Origin of the sequence: Streptomyces sp. MS19, from assembly GCF_047200595.1 — a bacterium.
Lineage (GTDB): Bacteria > Actinomycetota > Actinomycetes > Streptomycetales > Streptomycetaceae > Streptomyces.
In genome coordinates this window covers 285,519-301,015 of record NZ_JBJZOH010000001.1, presented here as the reverse complement: position 1 = coordinate 301,015, position 15,497 = coordinate 285,519, and the positions used below count along the sequence as shown (strand labels likewise).

18 protein-coding genes are annotated in these 15,497 nt (G+C 73.7%); 5 read left to right on the top strand and 13 right to left on the bottom strand.

The annotated features are described in order from the left end of the window. Nucleotides 1–65 precede the first annotated feature (65 nt). Nucleotides 66–1,337 carry an aspartate aminotransferase family protein gene (locus ACL02R_RS01370; RefSeq protein ID WP_412795161.1) on the bottom strand — a complete coding sequence of 424 codons (1,272 nt, stop codon included), beginning with the start codon at nucleotides 1,335–1,337 and terminating at the stop codon, nucleotides 66–68. 38 nt (nucleotides 1,338–1,375) lie between these two features. After that, a complete protein-coding gene (locus ACL02R_RS01365) occupies nucleotides 1,376–2,218 on the bottom strand; it encodes a nitrilase-related carbon-nitrogen hydrolase (RefSeq protein ID WP_362966498.1) in 843 nt (280 codons plus the stop codon). Nucleotides 2,219–2,409: 191 nt separating this feature from the next. On the opposite strand from ACL02R_RS01365, the gene ACL02R_RS01360 reads away from it, so the two are divergent. After that, entirely contained in the window at nucleotides 2,410–3,153 is a 744-nt protein-coding gene (locus ACL02R_RS01360) for a hypothetical protein (protein WP_362966496.1), read from the top strand. A gap of 72 nt (nucleotides 3,154–3,225) precedes the next feature. Further along, nucleotides 3,226–3,990: a GntR family transcriptional regulator gene (locus ACL02R_RS01355; protein WP_412794930.1), complete on the top strand. Its 765-nt coding sequence runs from the start codon at nucleotides 3,226–3,228 to the stop codon at nucleotides 3,988–3,990. A 40-nt stretch (nucleotides 3,991–4,030) separates the two neighbouring features. On the opposite strand, the gene ACL02R_RS01350 is transcribed toward ACL02R_RS01355, so the two are convergent. The 9 genes from ACL02R_RS01350 to ACL02R_RS01310 form a co-directional block, all read right to left on the bottom strand. Beyond that, on the bottom strand, nucleotides 4,031–4,456 hold the full coding sequence (locus tag ACL02R_RS01350) for a DUF6278 family protein (RefSeq protein WP_362966492.1): 426 nt from the start codon (nucleotides 4,454–4,456) through the stop codon (nucleotides 4,031–4,033). A gap of 58 nt (nucleotides 4,457–4,514) precedes the next feature. Beyond that, entirely contained in the window at nucleotides 4,515–5,294 is a 780-nt protein-coding gene (locus tag ACL02R_RS01345) for an exodeoxyribonuclease III (protein WP_412794929.1), read from the bottom strand. A gap of 49 nt (nucleotides 5,295–5,343) precedes the next feature. Further along, entirely contained in the window at nucleotides 5,344–5,991 is a 648-nt protein-coding gene (locus tag ACL02R_RS01340) for an MBL fold metallo-hydrolase (RefSeq protein WP_412794928.1), read from the bottom strand. Nucleotides 5,992–6,041: 50 nt separating this feature from the next. After that, nucleotides 6,042–6,905 carry a CDP-alcohol phosphatidyltransferase family protein gene (locus ACL02R_RS01335; RefSeq protein ID WP_412794927.1) on the bottom strand — a complete coding sequence of 288 codons (864 nt, stop codon included), beginning with the start codon at nucleotides 6,903–6,905 and terminating at the stop codon, nucleotides 6,042–6,044. Further along, complete coding sequence (locus tag ACL02R_RS01330) at nucleotides 6,892–7,539, bottom strand: phosphatidylserine decarboxylase (protein ID WP_412794926.1); 648 nt, start codon at nucleotides 7,537–7,539, stop codon at nucleotides 6,892–6,894. Before ACL02R_RS01330 ends, ACL02R_RS01335 begins: the two co-directional genes overlap by 14 nt. 471 nt (nucleotides 7,540–8,010) lie before the next feature. Further along, complete coding sequence (locus tag ACL02R_RS01325) at nucleotides 8,011–8,991, bottom strand: HpcH/HpaI aldolase/citrate lyase family protein (protein ID WP_412794925.1); 981 nt, start codon at nucleotides 8,989–8,991, stop codon at nucleotides 8,011–8,013. Between the two features lie 99 nt (nucleotides 8,992–9,090). Beyond that, a complete protein-coding gene (locus ACL02R_RS01320) occupies nucleotides 9,091–9,885 on the bottom strand; it encodes a TetR family transcriptional regulator (protein WP_412794924.1) in 795 nt (264 codons plus the stop codon). 68 nt (nucleotides 9,886–9,953) lie between these two features. Beyond that, nucleotides 9,954–10,481, bottom strand: coding sequence for an N-acetyltransferase family protein (locus ACL02R_RS01315; RefSeq protein WP_412794923.1), 528 nt, complete (start codon nucleotides 10,479–10,481; stop codon nucleotides 9,954–9,956). Nucleotides 10,482–10,720: 239 nt separating this feature from the next. Further along, nucleotides 10,721–11,014: a hypothetical protein gene (locus tag ACL02R_RS01310; protein WP_412795169.1), complete on the bottom strand. Its 294-nt coding sequence runs from the start codon at nucleotides 11,012–11,014 to the stop codon at nucleotides 10,721–10,723. On the opposite strand from ACL02R_RS01310, the gene ACL02R_RS01305 reads away from it, so the two are divergent. Further along, complete coding sequence (locus ACL02R_RS01305) at nucleotides 10,958–12,595, top strand: ankyrin repeat domain-containing protein (protein WP_412795160.1); 1,638 nt, start codon at nucleotides 10,958–10,960, stop codon at nucleotides 12,593–12,595. The two genes, ACL02R_RS01310 and ACL02R_RS01305, sit on opposite strands and share 57 nt — an antisense overlap. Nucleotides 12,596–12,677: 82 nt before the next feature. Here the strand turns inward: ACL02R_RS01305 and ACL02R_RS01300 are convergent, their stop codons facing one another. Next, complete coding sequence (locus ACL02R_RS01300) at nucleotides 12,678–13,475, bottom strand: endonuclease/exonuclease/phosphatase family protein (protein ID WP_412794922.1); 798 nt, start codon at nucleotides 13,473–13,475, stop codon at nucleotides 12,678–12,680. Between the two features lie 23 nt (nucleotides 13,476–13,498). On the opposite strand from ACL02R_RS01300, the gene ACL02R_RS01295 reads away from it, so the two are divergent. Continuing rightward, nucleotides 13,499–14,203: an HAD family hydrolase gene (locus ACL02R_RS01295; RefSeq protein ID WP_412794921.1), complete on the top strand. Its 705-nt coding sequence runs from the start codon at nucleotides 13,499–13,501 to the stop codon at nucleotides 14,201–14,203. A gap of 11 nt (nucleotides 14,204–14,214) precedes the next feature. Here the strand turns inward: ACL02R_RS01295 and ACL02R_RS01290 are convergent, their stop codons facing one another. Next, complete coding sequence (locus ACL02R_RS01290; RefSeq protein WP_412794920.1) at nucleotides 14,215–14,460, bottom strand: hypothetical protein; 246 nt, start codon at nucleotides 14,458–14,460, stop codon at nucleotides 14,215–14,217. A 72-nt stretch (nucleotides 14,461–14,532) separates the two neighbouring features. Here ACL02R_RS01290 and ACL02R_RS01285 point away from each other — a divergent pair, with 72 nt between their 5' ends. Further along, on the top strand, nucleotides 14,533–15,480 hold the full coding sequence (locus ACL02R_RS01285; protein WP_412794919.1) for a LysR family transcriptional regulator: 948 nt from the start codon (nucleotides 14,533–14,535) through the stop codon (nucleotides 15,478–15,480). Nucleotides 15,481–15,497: the final 17 nt, after the last annotated feature.

The window sequence follows — 15,497 nt, the reverse complement described above, 5'->3', positions numbered from 1 at the left end:
ACCGCCTCCGTCCGCCGCCAGCCGCCTCTCCGGTTCCCGCCACCGTACCGGAGCGCGGCCCCGGCTCAGCTGGCGCCGAGGGCGGAACGCGCCCGCAGCAGCGCCTTCTCCAGCATGGCCGCGCCCTCCGCCGCCTCCTCCTCCGTCAGGGACAGCGGGGGCGCGATCCGCAGCACGCCGCCGCCGGGGCCGCCGCCCTTCCCGATCAGCAGCCCCTCCTCCCGCGCCGCCTCCAGCACCAGCGACGCCGCCTCGGGCCACGGCCGGTCGGTGCCGGGCGCCACCAGCTCGATCCCGATCATCAGACCGCGCCCGCGCACCTCGCGTACGAAGTCCACGTCCGAGCCGAACGCCCGCAGCCGCTCGATCAGCGGGCCGCCGACGCGCCGCGCGTTCCCCGGCAGGTCGTGTTCCAGCAGGTGCCGCAGGTTGGCCAGCCCGGCGACCATCGTCACGGGGCTGCCGCCGAAGGTCGAGATCGAGTTGGCCGCCAGGCAGTCCAGCACCTCGGCGCGGCCCACGACGCCGCCGATCGACATGCCGTTGCCCAGGCCCTTGGCGAACGTCAGCAGGTCGGGCGGGCCGCCCGCCGCGTGCGCCTGCCAGCCCCAGAAGTGGTCGCCCGTGCGGCCCCAGCCGGTCTGCACCTCGTCGCTGATCCACAGGATGCCGCGCTCCGCCAGCACCTCGCGGAACGCGGCGAACAGCCCGTCGGGACCCGACGTGAAGCCGCCCACGCCCTGCACCGGCTCGGCGATCAGCGCGGCCACCTGCCCGCCCGCCTGGTCCAGCACGTCCCGCAGGTCGGCGACGCAGGCAGCCGTGAAGTCGGCGTCCGACAGCCCCGCGAACGGCCCGCGCGTGCGCACCGAGCCGTGCACGTACAGCGTCTGGAGCGGCGAGAGCGTCGTCGGGGACCAGCTCGTGTTGCCCGTGATCGCGACGCTGGAGAACGACCGGCCATGGTAGCTGTTGCGCATCGCCAGGATCTGGTTGGACCGGCGGAAGGACGTCGCCAGCAGCAGCGCCGTGTCGTTCGCCTCCGTGCCCGAGGAGGTGAAGAAGACCCGGGCGTCCGGGATGCCGGACAGCTCCGCGATCCGCTCCGCCAGCTCGATCATCGGCCGGTTCAGGTAGAGCGTCGAGGTGTGCAGCACGCGCCCCGCCTGCGCCGCCACCGCCTCCGCGACGGCGGGCAGCGCGTGCTCGGTCATGGTGGTGAGGATGCCGCCGAAGAAGTCGAGGTAGCGGCGCCCCTCGGCGTCCCACACGTACCGGCCCTCGCCGCGCGTGATCTCCACCGGCCGCTCGTAGTAGAGCGCCAGCCAGGACGGCATGACCGCCCGGTGCCGCGTCAGGAGTCCGTCGTCGCCCGTCACGGCCGCACCAGCTCCCCGTACGCGTCCGGCCTGCGGTCGCGGTAGAACGCCCACTCCCGCCGCACCGTGTCGATCAGCCCGAAGTCCAGGTCGCGCACGACGAGTTCCTCCTCGCGGTCGTCGGCCACCCCGCCCACCACCTGCCCGCGCGGGTCCACGAAGTAACTGGTGCCGTAGAAGTCGTCGTCCCCGTACGGCTCGACGCCGACGCGGTTGATCGCCGCGACGAAGTACTGGTTCGCCACGGCGGCGGCGGGCTGTTCGAGGCGCCACAGGTGCGACGACAGGCCGCGCGACGTGGCCGACGGGTTGTACACCAGCTGCGCCCCGGCCAGCCCGAGTGCCCGCCAGCCCTCCGGGAAGTGCCGGTCGTAGCAGATGTACACGCCGATGCGGCCCGCCGCCGTGTCGAAGACGGGCCAGCCCGCGTTCCCCGGCCGGAAGTAGTACTTCTCCCAGAACCCCGGCAGCTGCGGGATGTGGTGCTTGCGGTACCTGCCGAGGTACGAGCCGTCCGCGTCCACGACCGCCGCCGTGTTGTAGTAGTGGCCCGGCGCCTCCACCTCGAAGACGGGCGCGACGACCACCATGCCCGTCTCGCGCGCCAGGTCCCGCATGCGCCGCACCGTCGGCCCGTCCGGCACCGGCTCCGCCCAGCGGTAGTGCTCCGCCTCCTGCACCTGGCAGAAGTACGGCGCGTTGAACACCTCCTGGAAGCCGATCACGCGCGCGCCCTGCCCGGCGGCCTCCCGCGCGTACTCCTCGTGCTTCACGAGCATCGACTCCGTGTCGCCCGTCCACGCCGCCTGCACCAGCGCGGCCCTCACCACGTCCGCCATCCACCGCTCCTGTCTGCCGCGCGCACCGCGCGCACCGCTCGGCGCGTCCCGCCCCGACGCTAGAAGTCGTCACGCACTGTGGCAAGGGCATCGCCGGAGCGTCGCCGCCGTGTCCGCCCGGCGCACGCTCCCGGCGCGAGGCGGAACCGAGGGCTCGTCCGCCGGGGCGCGCGCCGGTAGAGTCCCCGCCCATGGACGAGGACGCGCGCACCCTCCTGATCGCCGTCGCCGCCGCCGCGCTGGCCGCGCTCGTCGCGGGCTGGGCCCTGCGGGGCTGGCTGGCGGAACGCTCGCGGCGCAGACAGCAGCGGTTCTTCGGGCTCCCCGACAACTCCGAGTGCCTGCTCGTCGTGAGCAGGGACACCGGCACGGACGGCGCGGTGGGGCGCAACGACGTCTTCGCCCTCCTCGAACTCGCCGCCGTCGTCAAGAACTGCGGCGCCAAGGCCGAGGTGGTCTCCGGCGAGAGCGCGCGCCAGGGCTTCGGCGAGCGCACGGAGTTCTGCATCGGCGGCCCCACGAACAACCGCCGCATGAGCGCCCACCTGCGCAGCCTGCTGCCCGGCGTCCTCGTGAACACCGACAGCGAACCGGGCCCGGACCGCGGCGCGTTCACGATAGGCACCGAGCGGTACCGGCTGGAGAACGGCTCGGTCGAGCACGTCCTGCTCGCCCGGCTCACGGCCGGTGAGGAGGGCAGGCCCGTCTTCCTCGCCTGCGGGCAGCGGTCCATCACCGGCCAGGCGGCGATGCGTTACCTCGCCAGGCACCATGTGCGGCTTGCGCGCAAGCACGGCTCGGGCGGCACGTTCTGCCTGCTGCTGCGCGTCGTCAACTCCCAGGCGTACGGCCCGGATGTCGTCGAGGTCGTCGCCGACGTCACACGCAGTGCCACCAGTGCCCGGCCGAAGCTCACCACCAGTAAGGAAAACTGACGCGGGGTGACGTAACCTGGCTTCCGGGGACGCGGGGCGCACACACGCCGCCCGCGGAAGGGAGACCAGGGGATGGGCGAGAGCCGGCCTGTGTACCAGCGCATCGCGGACGACCTGCGGCAGCGGATCGACGAGGGACGGCTGGCGGTCGGGGCCCGGATACCGTCGCGGGCCCAGCTGAAGCGGACGTACGGCGCCAGCGACCAGACGGTGGACCGCGCGGTGCGGGTGCTGAAGTCGGCCGGTTATGTGAGCGGGCAGTTCGGGCGGGGCGTCTTCGTCAGCGACCGGGTGCCCATCGGGGCGCTGCTGCGCTCCACCGACACCGTAGACTCGCCGCTCGCCGCCCGGGTCACCGTGCCCGCGCACGGTCCCGCGGACGAGCCGCAGCTCGCCTGGGAGGCGGTCTCCGCCACCGCCGTCGCCCCGGCCCCGATCGCCGAGCGGCTGCGCATACCGGCGGGGGAGCGCGTCATGCGCACCGCCTACGAGTACCTGGCCGACCGGCGGCCGCTGCAACTGGCCACGAGCTGGGAGCCGCTGGCCCTCACCGAGGGCACCGACGTGGTCTTCCCCGAGCGCGGCCCCTACGCGCGCCGGGGCGTGCGCGGCCGGTTCGCCGCGATCGGCATCCGCGTCGTCGAGGCACGCGAGCGGATCGGCTCACGGCCCGCCACCACCCCGGAGGCCGAGGCGCTCGGCTGCACCCCGGGGCAGTGCGTCACGTCCGTGGAGCGCACCCACTACGACGCGGACGGGCGGCCGGTCGAGACGTCCGACACCGTGCTGCTCGGCGACCGCTGGCGCCTGGAGTACGAGATCTCCTTCGGCCGCTGACCGGCGGCGGAGGGAGCGGGAACGGGGGGCGGGCGCCGGCTCAGTCGCCCGCCACCTCCGCGTACACCTGGGACAGTTCGGGCGAGCCGGTGTCGGCCCAGTCCTCGCCCGCCGCGACGACGTCCACCTCGCGGCCGGACGCCATCACCACGATCGGTCTGCCGCCCGGTCCCGGCACCCACCGGGAGCCCGGCACGGTACGCACCAGCACCGTGCCGAGGTAGAGCCCCGCGTCGTTGGCGAGCCACGGCAGTTCCTCCGGGTCGTCGCGCCAGCGCGGCAGCAACTGGTCGAGCGCCTCCAGGGACACCGGCGTGTCACCCAGCACCACGCCCTCGCGCAGCGCCCGGTCACGCAGCAGGTCGCACTCGGACAGCAACTCGGCCACCCCTTCGGGGTCCGGCCAGGCGTCACTCACGGTGGTGGTGGACTGCTTGCGCCAGTTGTCCAGGAAAGGGATGTTCATGCCTTCCAGGGTCCCACTCCTTCCGTCACCCGCACCACAGGCACGCGTCACCACTTGTTCACAGGTCCAGATCGATCACCACGGGCGCGTGGTCGGACGCTCCCTTCCCCTTGCGTTCCTCACGATCCACGTACGCATCTTTGACGGATGAGCTGAACGGCTGGTTCCCATAGACGAGATCGATACGCATGCCGCGGTTCTTCGGGAAGCCGAGCTGGCGGTAGTCCCAGTAGGTGAACGGGCGGTCGTACTTCAGCGGCCGGGGCACCACGTCGGTCAGCCCGGTGGCGCGCAGGGCGGCCAGCGCCTCCCGTTCGGGGGCCGTGACATGCGTGGCGCCCTCGAACACCGCGATGTCCCACACGTCGGCGTCCTCCGGCGCGACGTTGAAGTCGCCCAGCACCGCGAACGGGCGGTCCCCCGCCGCGTCCGCCGCGACCGTCTCGCGCAGCGCGCCCAGCCACTCCAGCTTGTACGCGTAGTGCGGGTGCCCGACCTCGCGGCCGTTCGGCACGTAGACGGACCACACGCGGACGCCGCCGCACGTGGCGGCGACGGCGCGGCGCTCGGAGACCCCGTCGTACTCGGGGCAGCAGGGCAGGCCGCGGGTGACGTCCGTGAGGCCGGCGCGGGAGAGGACGGCCACGCCGTTCCACCGCCCGTCGGCGTGGACGGCCGCCTCGTACCCCGCCTCGCGCAGCCGCGCCGCCGGGAAGGCCGCGTCGTCGCACTTCAGCTCCTGGAGGCACAGCACGTCGGTGCCGCTGCGCTCCAGCCAGGCGAGCAGGCGCTCCAGGCGGACGGTGATCGAGTTGACGTTCCAGGTGGCGATACGCATGGCACTACTTCCGGGCGGCGGGCGGGACGGGCGGGCGCGGGCGGTGGTCTCAGACGGTGACGGACGTGCCGGGGGCCAGCCGCTCGTACGCGGCGGGTCCGACGCCGATCCCCTCCGGCCCCAGCAGCCTGGTGAACAGGCCGAGGCCGGTGTCGCTGAGCAGGCTGTCGTGCACCGCGTAGGCGCGCTCCGGGCGGACGGCCCGCAGGTAGTCGACGACTTCGGAGACCTTGTTCCACGGCGCGTGCACGGGCAGCAGCAGCGTCGTCACGTCGCGCTCGGGGACGGTCAGCGCGTCGCCGGGGTGGAACAGCGTGCCGTCCACGAGGTAGCCGGCGTTCGTGACGCGCGGCATGTCGGGGTGGATCACCGCGTGCAGCTGGCCGTGGACCTCCACGGCGAACCCGGCGGCCTCGAACGTGTCGCCCTCGCCCACCGTGTGCACCCGGCCGGGGAACGCGGCGGAGATCTGGCCGGCGACGCTGCGCAGCGTCCAGATCTCCGCCCCGGGCGAGGCCTCCAGAGCGGCCCGCAGGCGGCCCTCGTCGAAGTGGTCGGGATGTTCGTGCGTGACGAGGACGGCGTCGGCGCCCACGGCCGCGTCGGGTTCGCTGAAGCCGCCGGGGTCGATCACGAGCGTCCGCCCGTCGTCCCCGGTGAGCCTGACGCAGGCGTGGCCCTTCTTGGTGAGCTGCATGCCCGCCATTGTGCTACGGGCGACTGACAGCCGCCTGGAACGCCCGGCCGTCAGGGCTCGATGCCCGCGCGCGCCTCGCGGCGGTTGTCCCGGAACGCGTACACGCGGCGCGCCATCGCGAACAGCGGGATCACGGCGCCGAGGACCAGCTGGAGCGAGCAGCCGGTCTGGAGCATCAGCAGGCCGCCCGGCGCGTCGAACGCCCAGGCCGTGAGCAGCGCCATGCTCAGCACGATCCACGCCAGCATGGCCGCGGCGAGCGGGCCGCGCGGCTTCGGGTACTCGACGCGGCTCACCATCAGCCAGGCCACGCCGACGATCGCGAGCAGCGTCGGCATGAAGGGCAGTTCGAGCAGGACGATCGAGACGACCGTCAGCGCGCCGAAGGGGCTCGGCATGCCCTGGAACACGCCGTCCGGCATCGTCACACAGCTGAACCTGGCCAGCCGCAGCACGACGGCGAGCATCACCACCGTCGCGGCGAGCGCCGACAGCGGCTCGTGGACATCCCCGACGACCATCCCCCACACCAGCACGAAGTAGGCCGGGGCGAGGCCGAAGCTGATCAGGTCCGACAGGTTGTCCAGCTCGGCGCCCATCGGCGAGGCGCGCAGCTTCCGCGCCACCAGGCCGTCGCACAGGTCGAAGACCGAGGCCAGCAGCATCAGCAGCACGGCGGTCGCCGCGTTGTTCCGCACGATGCCCGCGTCCCCGCTGTTCGTCAGGTGCGGGATCAGCACGCCCGTGGTCGTGAAGTAGACCGCGAGGAAGCCGCAGGTGGCGTTCGAGAGGGTCAGGGTGTCCGCTATCGACAGCCGCATGGACAGCGGCATCGCGTCCGCCGCGTCGTCGGCGTCCCCGTCGTCCTCGACGGCGACCCAGGCTGCCGGCGCGTTCCGGTCAGTCACGGTCAAGACGTGTCACTCCCGCGGTGGTGTGCTGGCCCACCTCGACGGCGGGCTCGATCCCCTCGGGCAGGTAGACGTCCACGCGCGATCCGAAACGGATGAGACCCACGCGGTCCCCCTGCTCGACCTTGCAGCCCTGCGGCACGTACGGCACGATCCGCCGCGCGACCGCGCCCGCGATCTGGATCATCTCCAGGTCGCCCAGCTCGCTGTCGAAACGCCAGACCACGCGCTCGTTGTTCTCGCTCTCCTTGTCGAAGGCCGGGACGTACCCGCCGGGGATGTGCTCGACCGAGGCGACGGTCCCGGCGACCGGGGCCCGGTTCACGTGCACGTTCAGCGGGCTCATGAAGATCGCCACCCGGGTCCTGCCGTCCGGCCACGGCATGATGCTCTGCACCACGCCGTCCGCCGGGCAGATGATCCGGCCCTCGCCGATCTCCCGTTCGGGGTCGCGGAAGAACCACAGCATTCCGGCGGCCAGCGCGGTGACGGGCACCGCGGCGGCGGCCCAGCGGCCGGACCGGCGGGCCTTCACCAGGCTGACGCCTGCGGCGGTCACCGTCGGCAGCAGCCAGGGGGACGCACCGCGTGCCAGTCGCACTCTGCGGCCTGGTCGGGGAGAAGAGCGGTAAGGCATGGGAGACCTTCGTAGCGGGGAAACCACGCCTTTCCGAAGCGGCGCGGCTGGTTCGATGCTATAGGTTTCGGGCGGCAACTCGGCAAGCCAGTGCGCCGGTCGCGGCCGGATGTCCCAGGTGGCGCGGTCGGCAATGACGACAATCACAGCCGCGCGGCACGGGGCGGCCGCCGTTCGCGGCCCTTGTCCATCTCCTCACGGGTGTCCGGGATTTCACCTTGCAAACCCGTCATCTCCGCGGCGCGGCGGGGCGCCGGGGCGCCGCCGCCGCATTCACGGTCAAAGAGGCAGCCGTTCGGCGGTGTCCGTTCCGGAACACCCGTCCGGGTTTGCCGGGTGAGGGTATTCGCACGACGCGTCCACGTGTCCTCCATTGTCCGGCAAAGACATCAGGCGGAAGTTTTACGCGACATTTCTCCGGCCGGGACTCGATCGCTGGATCGCACGTCCCGGAACGCCCTCCGCGGTGCGTCAGCCGGCGGGCGGGGTGAAGGCCGACGTGCGCCGCAGCCCGGCGGCGCGGCCCTTGCCCGCGATCACCAGCGCCATCTTGCGGCTCGCCTCGTCGATCATCTCGTCGCCCAGCATCGCCGCGCCCCGCGCCCCGCCCTCCCGCGACGTGGCGTACGCGTAGGCGTCCAGGATCAGTTCGGCGTGGTCGTAGTCCTCCTGCGACGGGGAGAACACCGCGTTGGCCGCCTCGATCTGGTCCGGGTGCAGCACCCACTTGCCGTCGAAGCCGAGCGCCGCCGACCGCCCCGCGACCTCCAGGAAGCCCTCCGGGTCGCGGATCTGGAGGTACGGCCCGTCGATGGCCTGGAGCCCGTGCGCGCGGGCGGCCAGCAGGATGCGCATCAGGATGTAGTGGTACGCGTCCGCCGGGTAGCCGGGCGGCTGCTTGCCCACCGTGAGCGACTTCATGTTGATCGACGCCATGAGGTCCGCCGGGCCGAAGACGATGGTCTCCAGGCGCGGCGAGGCACCCGCGATCGTGTCCACGTTCACCAGGCCCTCGGCGCTCTCGATCTGCGCCTCGATGCCGATGCGCCCCACCTCCAGGCCCGCCGCCCGTTCGACCTGGGTCAGCAGCAGGTCGAGGGCCCTGATCTGCTGGGCGTCCGCGACCTTCGGCAGCATCAGGCAGTCGAGTTCCGCCCCGGCGCCCTCCACGACGGTGATCACATCGCGGTAGGTCCACTCGGTCGTCCAGTCGTTGACCCGCACGACGCGCGTCCTGCCGCCCCAGCCGCCCTCGTTCAGCGCCGCCACGATCCGGTGCCGCGCGTCCTCCTTGGCGAGTGGCGCACAGGCGTCCTCCAGGTCGAGGAACACCAGGTCGGCCGGGAGCGTCCGCGCCTTCGCGAGGAACCGGTCGCTGCTGCCCGGCACGGCCAGGCAGGAGCGGCGCGGACGCTGGGGGCGCTGCGGGCGGTGCGGGTTCGACGCGGTCACGTGCTGACCTCCGGTGCGGGACTGCGGACGGCGGCTGACCCGCCGACCCTACGGCGCGCCGCCCGCCCGGCGCGTCCCGCGCCCCGCGCGCGCCCCGGCTCAGGGGCGCGCGGTGCCGCGCCCGGGACCGGCGAGCGCCCGTTCGATCGTCCGCATGACCTCGCTCAGCGGCGCGTCGGTCCTGGCGACGGTGACGAGGACCTCGCCGTGCGCCGACACCGCGGCGGCCGGCTGCCCTGCGGCCGCCGCGATCACCGGCAGCGAGGCGAACGTCCGGCGCACGATGGCGAACGCGTGGTCCAGCTCGGCCTCGACGTCCCCCTCGCCGTCGCGGCGCAGCCAGCGGCGCAGCACGTGGTTGTGCGCCGTGACGACGGCGGCCGCGGCCACCTCGGCGAGCAGCGGCTCGTCGCCGTTGTGCGAGTTCTCGTCGAACTGGCCGAGCAGGTAACGCGTGAACAGCCGCTCGTACCGCGCGACGGACGCGATCTCCCGCTCGCGCAGCGCCGGGACCTCGCGGGTCAGCCGGTAGCGCTGGACGGAGACGGCGGGGGAGGCCGCGTACATCCTCATGACCTCCTTGATGCCGCGGCACACGGTGTCGATCGGGTTCTCGTGCGCGGGCGCGGCGCCCAGGACGGCCTCGGCGCGGACGAGGGTGTCGTCGTGGTCGGGGAAGATGGCCTCTTCCTTGGAGCGGAAGTGCCGGAAGAAGGTGCGGCGCGCGACCCCGGCGGTGGCGGCGATCTCGTCGACGGTGGTCGCCTCGTAGCCCTTCGTCGCGAAGAGTTCCATTGCGGCAGCGGCGAGCCGCCGCCGCACCTTGAGGCGCTGGGGCGTGCTCTGCTGGCGGGTGGACTTCACGGGAAGAGCCATGGGGTGAACGTACTCCATGGCCAGGACGGGTGCGCGGGTGTTCCAGGCCGTCGGCGGGCGCGCGGCGGGGATGACCCGGGGGCCGGTCAGGTGCGGGCGAAGCGGACTTCCGTCAGGGGCTGTCCGCCGACGTCCCCGGTCCGCGTGGTCGGCTCGGCGGTGAATCCGGCCCGTTCGTAGAAGCGGCGGGCGCGGGCGTTCTCGCGGACCACCCACAGCCGGACGTGCCGGTGGCCGAAGGCGCGCAGCAGGTCGAGCGAGGCGGCCATCAGGCCGCGGCCGACGCCCGTGCCGATGGCGTCGGGCCGCACGTAGAGGGCGTACAGCTCGCCCGCGGGGGCGGCGTCCGGCGGGTCGGCGCCGTCGTCGGGCCGGTAGGGGCCGAGGGCGGCCCAGCCGGCGATCCCGTCCGCGCCCGCGTCGGCGACCAGGTCGGCCCGTCCTGCGGGGAAGGGGAGCGCGGCGCGCAGCCGCGCGGCCATGACGGCGGGGTCCATCGCCGCCAGGTAGGCGTCCGGAACGACGCCCCGGTACGCGTACCGCCAGCCCGAGATGCGCAGCCGCGCGACGTCCTCGGTGTCCTCCGCCGTCAATTGCCGTATAGGGAAGCTCACATGGCGAACGGTAGCGGGGCGTGCCCGCGCGGTCATCCGGATTCCCCGGCCGGGGCGCGGTGACGCGACGGCGGGTCACGACGATCCACCGGCCGCCGGGGGCGGGTGCGGGCGCGGAGGCGCTTCGCCGTCCGGGGGCGCGCGTAACAGCCGCACAGGGGGTGTGGCCACCGTCCGGACAGGGAGCGGCAGGCGGTGAGCCGCATGGCACAAGCGCGGCGCGAACGACGCCGTAGGTGTCAAGGGAACGCAGGCGGCAGGTACAGCCGGCCTTCGAGGCCGAGCACAGCCCGCCGGGTCCGGAACCGCTGCCCGGTGCCCTCGGCGACCAGGCACTGCGCGCGCGGTGGTGTGCGGCCGACGGGGGCGGTGTCAGTGCTGGCCGCTACGGTGTCGGCATGCGAACGGCGGAGCTTTTCGACAGCGGTGAACTGGCAACGATTCTGCGGGAGAAGCCGAACGAAGTCGAGGATGCGGTGCGGTCCGCGGCAGACGGCCATCGTCTGGATGTGCTCGACTTCGTCCTGCGGCACGAGCCGCCGCAATGGGATCTCGATGTCGCGTTGTCGGTGGCGGCCAGGCGTCGGGGGAGTGCGGCGTTCGTGCGTACGCTCCTGGCCGCCGGGGCTCGGCCGATATCGGAGCGGTGGGTGTTCCCGCTGTGGAACGCGGCGACAGCGGGGGATGCGGATACCGTGCGGCTGCTCCTGGAAGCCGGCGCTGACCCGGACGCGCGCGCGGACGCCCACCCGGACAGCCCGGACGGCTGCTGCCGCCCGCTGGTCGGCGCCGTCCGCGCCGACGCGCACGCCGTGGTCGCGGCCCTGCTCGACGGAGGCGCCGACCCGAACGTACTGACCGACGCCCTGCGTCGCCCGCTCGACATCGCCATGGAGACGGGCAGCACCGCGATGGCGGAGCTGCTGTCCGCACGGGGGGCCACGGTCTTCGCGCCTGAAGAGGCCGACCTGGTCCAGGCGACACGGCGGGGCTTCCTCCCCCGAGTGCGGGAACTGCTGCCGACGCAGGAGCCGGCCACGCAGGGCCGCGCGCTGATCGTCGCCGTGCAGGAGCGGCAGTTCGACATCGCGGTGGAGATCCTGGGCCATGGCGAGGTCGGGCCTGATGATCTCGCGATGGCGCTGGGCCAGGCGATCGCCCTCAACGCGCCGCAGGTCGTGCCGCATCTGATCGCCGCCGGAGTCGACCCGGACGCCCCCGGCAACGTCTACCGCACCCCACCGATCGTCCTGGCTGCCGACCGCGGGCATGCTCAGGTGGTGCGCGATCTTCTCGACGCCGGGGCCGACAGCCAAGCACGTGACCTGGACGGCCGCGACGCGCTCGCGGCGGCTCGGGAGCGGGACCGTACCGAGGTCGTGCGGCTGCTGGGCACCGCCGGGGGGACCGCGCGGACGCCCCGGGAGATCACGCAGGCGGCCAAGGCCAAGCTCGCCCATGTCGCCCGCCTCACGTGGAGCCCGCTCCTCGGTGCCGCGGACGGGAACGGGGAACCGGGCGCGTCGCGGTTCGGCGGCCTGCCCTGGCTGGGCGCGGAGGAACCATGGCCCCTCTGCGCCGACTGCGCCGCCCCCCTGACCTTCTTCGTGCAACTCGACCTCGCGGCCGTGCCCGAGAAGGCGCGGAACCTGGGCACGGGATTGCTGCAACTGTTCCACTGCACCGCGTGCAACCCGTTCCGGGCGTTCTCGGGCGGCCACCTGGTCCGGATCGTGGAGGTGGCTGGCGAGGCGCCGCGGCCGACGCCGCCCGACGGTGTCCGACGGTTCCCGGAGCGGCCGATCGCCGGGTGGGCGCGTGCGGTCAGGGACTATCCGTACCGCGAGGCGGACGAGCCGGAGCTGCTCCCGGAGGAACGCGCTGTCGTGTTCGGGCTCAACCGCCAGGGCGACAAGCTCGGCGGGTGGCCGAACTGGGTCCAGGACGCCGGGTACCCGAACTGCCCCCGCGGGGACGGCCGCATGACGCAGCTGGTCATGCAGATCGACTCCAGGCGCGGCGTACCGCACATGTGGGGCGACAACGGCGCGGGCTACATCGTGCAGTGCCCCGCACACCGCGACCAGGTCGCCTTCCTGTGGCAGTCGGCCTGACCCGACGCCCTGGCGGTGAGCACGTGATCCCCCGCCGCTTCGCGGCTGGTGTCCGAGCCAGGACACCGGGGCCGGGGCGTCGTCAGCCGGCCAGGTCGGCGACCACCGCCGCGTGGTCCGAGGGCCATACGCCGTCCACCGGGCCGTCCCCCGTGCGCCGCACCGCCGTCACGCGGCCCTGCCCCGCCGGGCCGGGGGCGCCGGTGTGGATGTAGTCGATCCGCGCGTCCCGCGCGCCGGGGCCCGGCCGGTACGGGTTGCGCGCCTGGCGGGTCGCGCCGTGGCTGTCGGGCGCGGCGCGGGTCCACGCGTCCACGAGACCGTGCGGCGCGCCGAAGCCGCGCACCTCGGGCGAGTCCGGCTCCGCGTTGAAGTCCCCCGTGACGACGGGCGGGAACGGGCCCGCGCCGCGCCGCCCGGCCACGAACCGCCCCAGCGCGTCCAGTTGGGCGCGGCGCACGGCCGACCCGTCGTCCGACGAGTGCAGGTGCGTGGTGAAGAACGGCACCTCGTACGGGCCCGCGTCGATCCGCGCGAACAGCGCGGGCCGCAGCCGCTCGGGCGCCCCGTCCGTCGGCAGCCGCGTCACGGCCGTCCCCGTGATCGGCCAGCGGCTGAGCACGGCGACCCCGACCCCCGTGTCCAGCGCGGGGGAGCGGACGCGGGCCCGCCAGTGCGGCATCACCTCGCCTGCCGTGAACGCCCAGTGCATGCCGAGTTCGTCGGCCAGCCACCGCGCCAGGTTCCCGTCACCGGCGGCCCACACCTCCTGGAGGCCGCAGACATCGGGCCGTTCGCGGCGCAGCCACGCGAGGACGGCGTCGCGCCGCCGCTCCCACGGGCCGAAGCGCCACCACATGTTCCAGGTCAGGATGCGCACGCGCCGATGCTACGGTCACCGGCATGGCGATCCGGGCAGTCGTGTGGGACATCGACGACACCGTCTCCGACCACACCGGCGCGGCGCGTACGGGCGCGCTCGCCCATCTCGGCGCGCTCGGGCTGCTGGCCGGATTCCCGTCGCCCGAGGCCGCGTTCGCCCGCTGGGAGGAAGTGACCGAGACGCACTACGCCCGCTTCACCCGGGGCGAGCTGACGTTCGCGGAGCAACGGCGTGAGCGCGTGCGGCACTTCCTGGGCCGTGCGCTGGACGACGCGGCGGCGGACGCGTGGTTCGGGGGCTATCTGCGCCACCACGAGGCGGCGTGGGCGCTGTTCCCCGACGTGCTGCCCGCGCTCGACGCGCTGACGCCCGCGTACCGGCACGGGCTGCTGTCCAACTCCAGCGCGGCGAACCAGCACCGCAAACTGACGGCGCTCGGCGTACGGGAACGCTTCGAGGTGCTGCTCTGCTCGGACGAGATCGGCCACGCGAAACCGGCGCCCGCGGCATTCCTCGCGGTCTGCGCGGCGCTGCGCCTCGCGCCGCACGAGGTGGCGTACGTCGGTGACCACCCGGACACCGACGCCGCGGGAGCGGACGCGGCGGGCCTGCGGGGGATATGGCTCGACCGGCCGGGCCTGGGCCGCGTACCGGCCGGGCGGGCGCCCGCCCGGCGGATCACGGACCTCGCGGACCTGCCCGCGCTGCTCGCCGGACCGGCCTGAGCCGGGTGTGCTCAGCCGCAGTCGGGGCAGCCGGGGGTGCGGCCCCCTGCGAAGAGGGGCCGGTCCAGCGGGGAGTCGGGCGTGAAGACCATGCGCAGCCGGCCGCAGGAGCAGCGCAGCCAGAGGGTGACGCCCTCGGCCGTCATGTGGCGGGAGATCTCCGTGATCCCCGTGCGTCCGGGGTCGCGGCCGGTGTCGGTCCGTGTGTCGGTCTCGGGGGTGCTGTCGGTCCTGGGAGTACGGTCGATGAGGGACATACGGCCAGTCTGGGACGGCGGACCGTGCACGTCCATCGCATGTTTTCCCGCCCCATCGTGCAGTATTACTGCATGATTGATCTGCGCCGCCTGCACGTCCTCCGCGCCGTCCACCAGCATGGCACCGTCACCGCCGCCGCGGCGGCGCTGCACCTGACGCCCTCCGCCGTCTCCCACCACCTGCGCGAGATGGCCCGCGAACTGAAGGTGCCCCTCGTCGAACCGCAGGGCCGCGGCATCAGGCTCACCGCCGCCGCCCACCTCGTCGTCCAGCACGGCGACGCCCTGGTGGCCCGCTGGGAGGAGGCCGAATCCGCCCTGGAGGCATACCGCCAGGGCGAGGCGGGACTGCTCCGGATGTGCGGCTTCCCCAGCGCGTTGACGAGCCTGATCGTCCCCGCCGCCGCGCTCCTGCGCGCCCGCCACCCCGGCCTCACCGTCGAGGTGGCCCAGTGCGAGGCGCCCCAGGGCTTCGACATGCTGATGTCCACGGACGCGGACATCGCCGTCCTCGCCCCGCCCGACGGCTTCCCGCACCCGGGGGACTCCCGCTTCGACCAGGAATCCCTGCTGGAGGAGCCGCTCGACCTGCTGGTCCCGGCCGGGCACCCCCTGGCGGGCCGCCCCCTCGTCCGCCTGGAGGAGACGGCCGACGACGACTGGGTGCTGCCCTACCCCGACAGCTGCGACCACCACCGCCGCGTCTCCGTCTTCTGCGCCATGGCGGGCTTCACCCCGCGCGTCGCGCACCACGTGCAGGAGTGGCCGGCCATGGCCGCGCTCGTCGGCCACGGCTTCGGCGTCACCCTCTTCCCCCGCCTCGTCACGCCCCCGGCCGAGCCCGCCGTCGTCCGCGTGCCCGTCGCGGGCGACCCGCCGCTGTCCCGCCGCGTCCTCACCTGCGTCCGGCGCGGCAGCCGCAGCCACCCCCTCGTGAAGCACGGGCTCGACGCGCTCGGTGACGTGGTCGCCACCCACAGGTCGTCCGGGGCTCCGGTGCGGGAGGCCGTTGCGTCATAATGGCCCGCGCGGGGGTG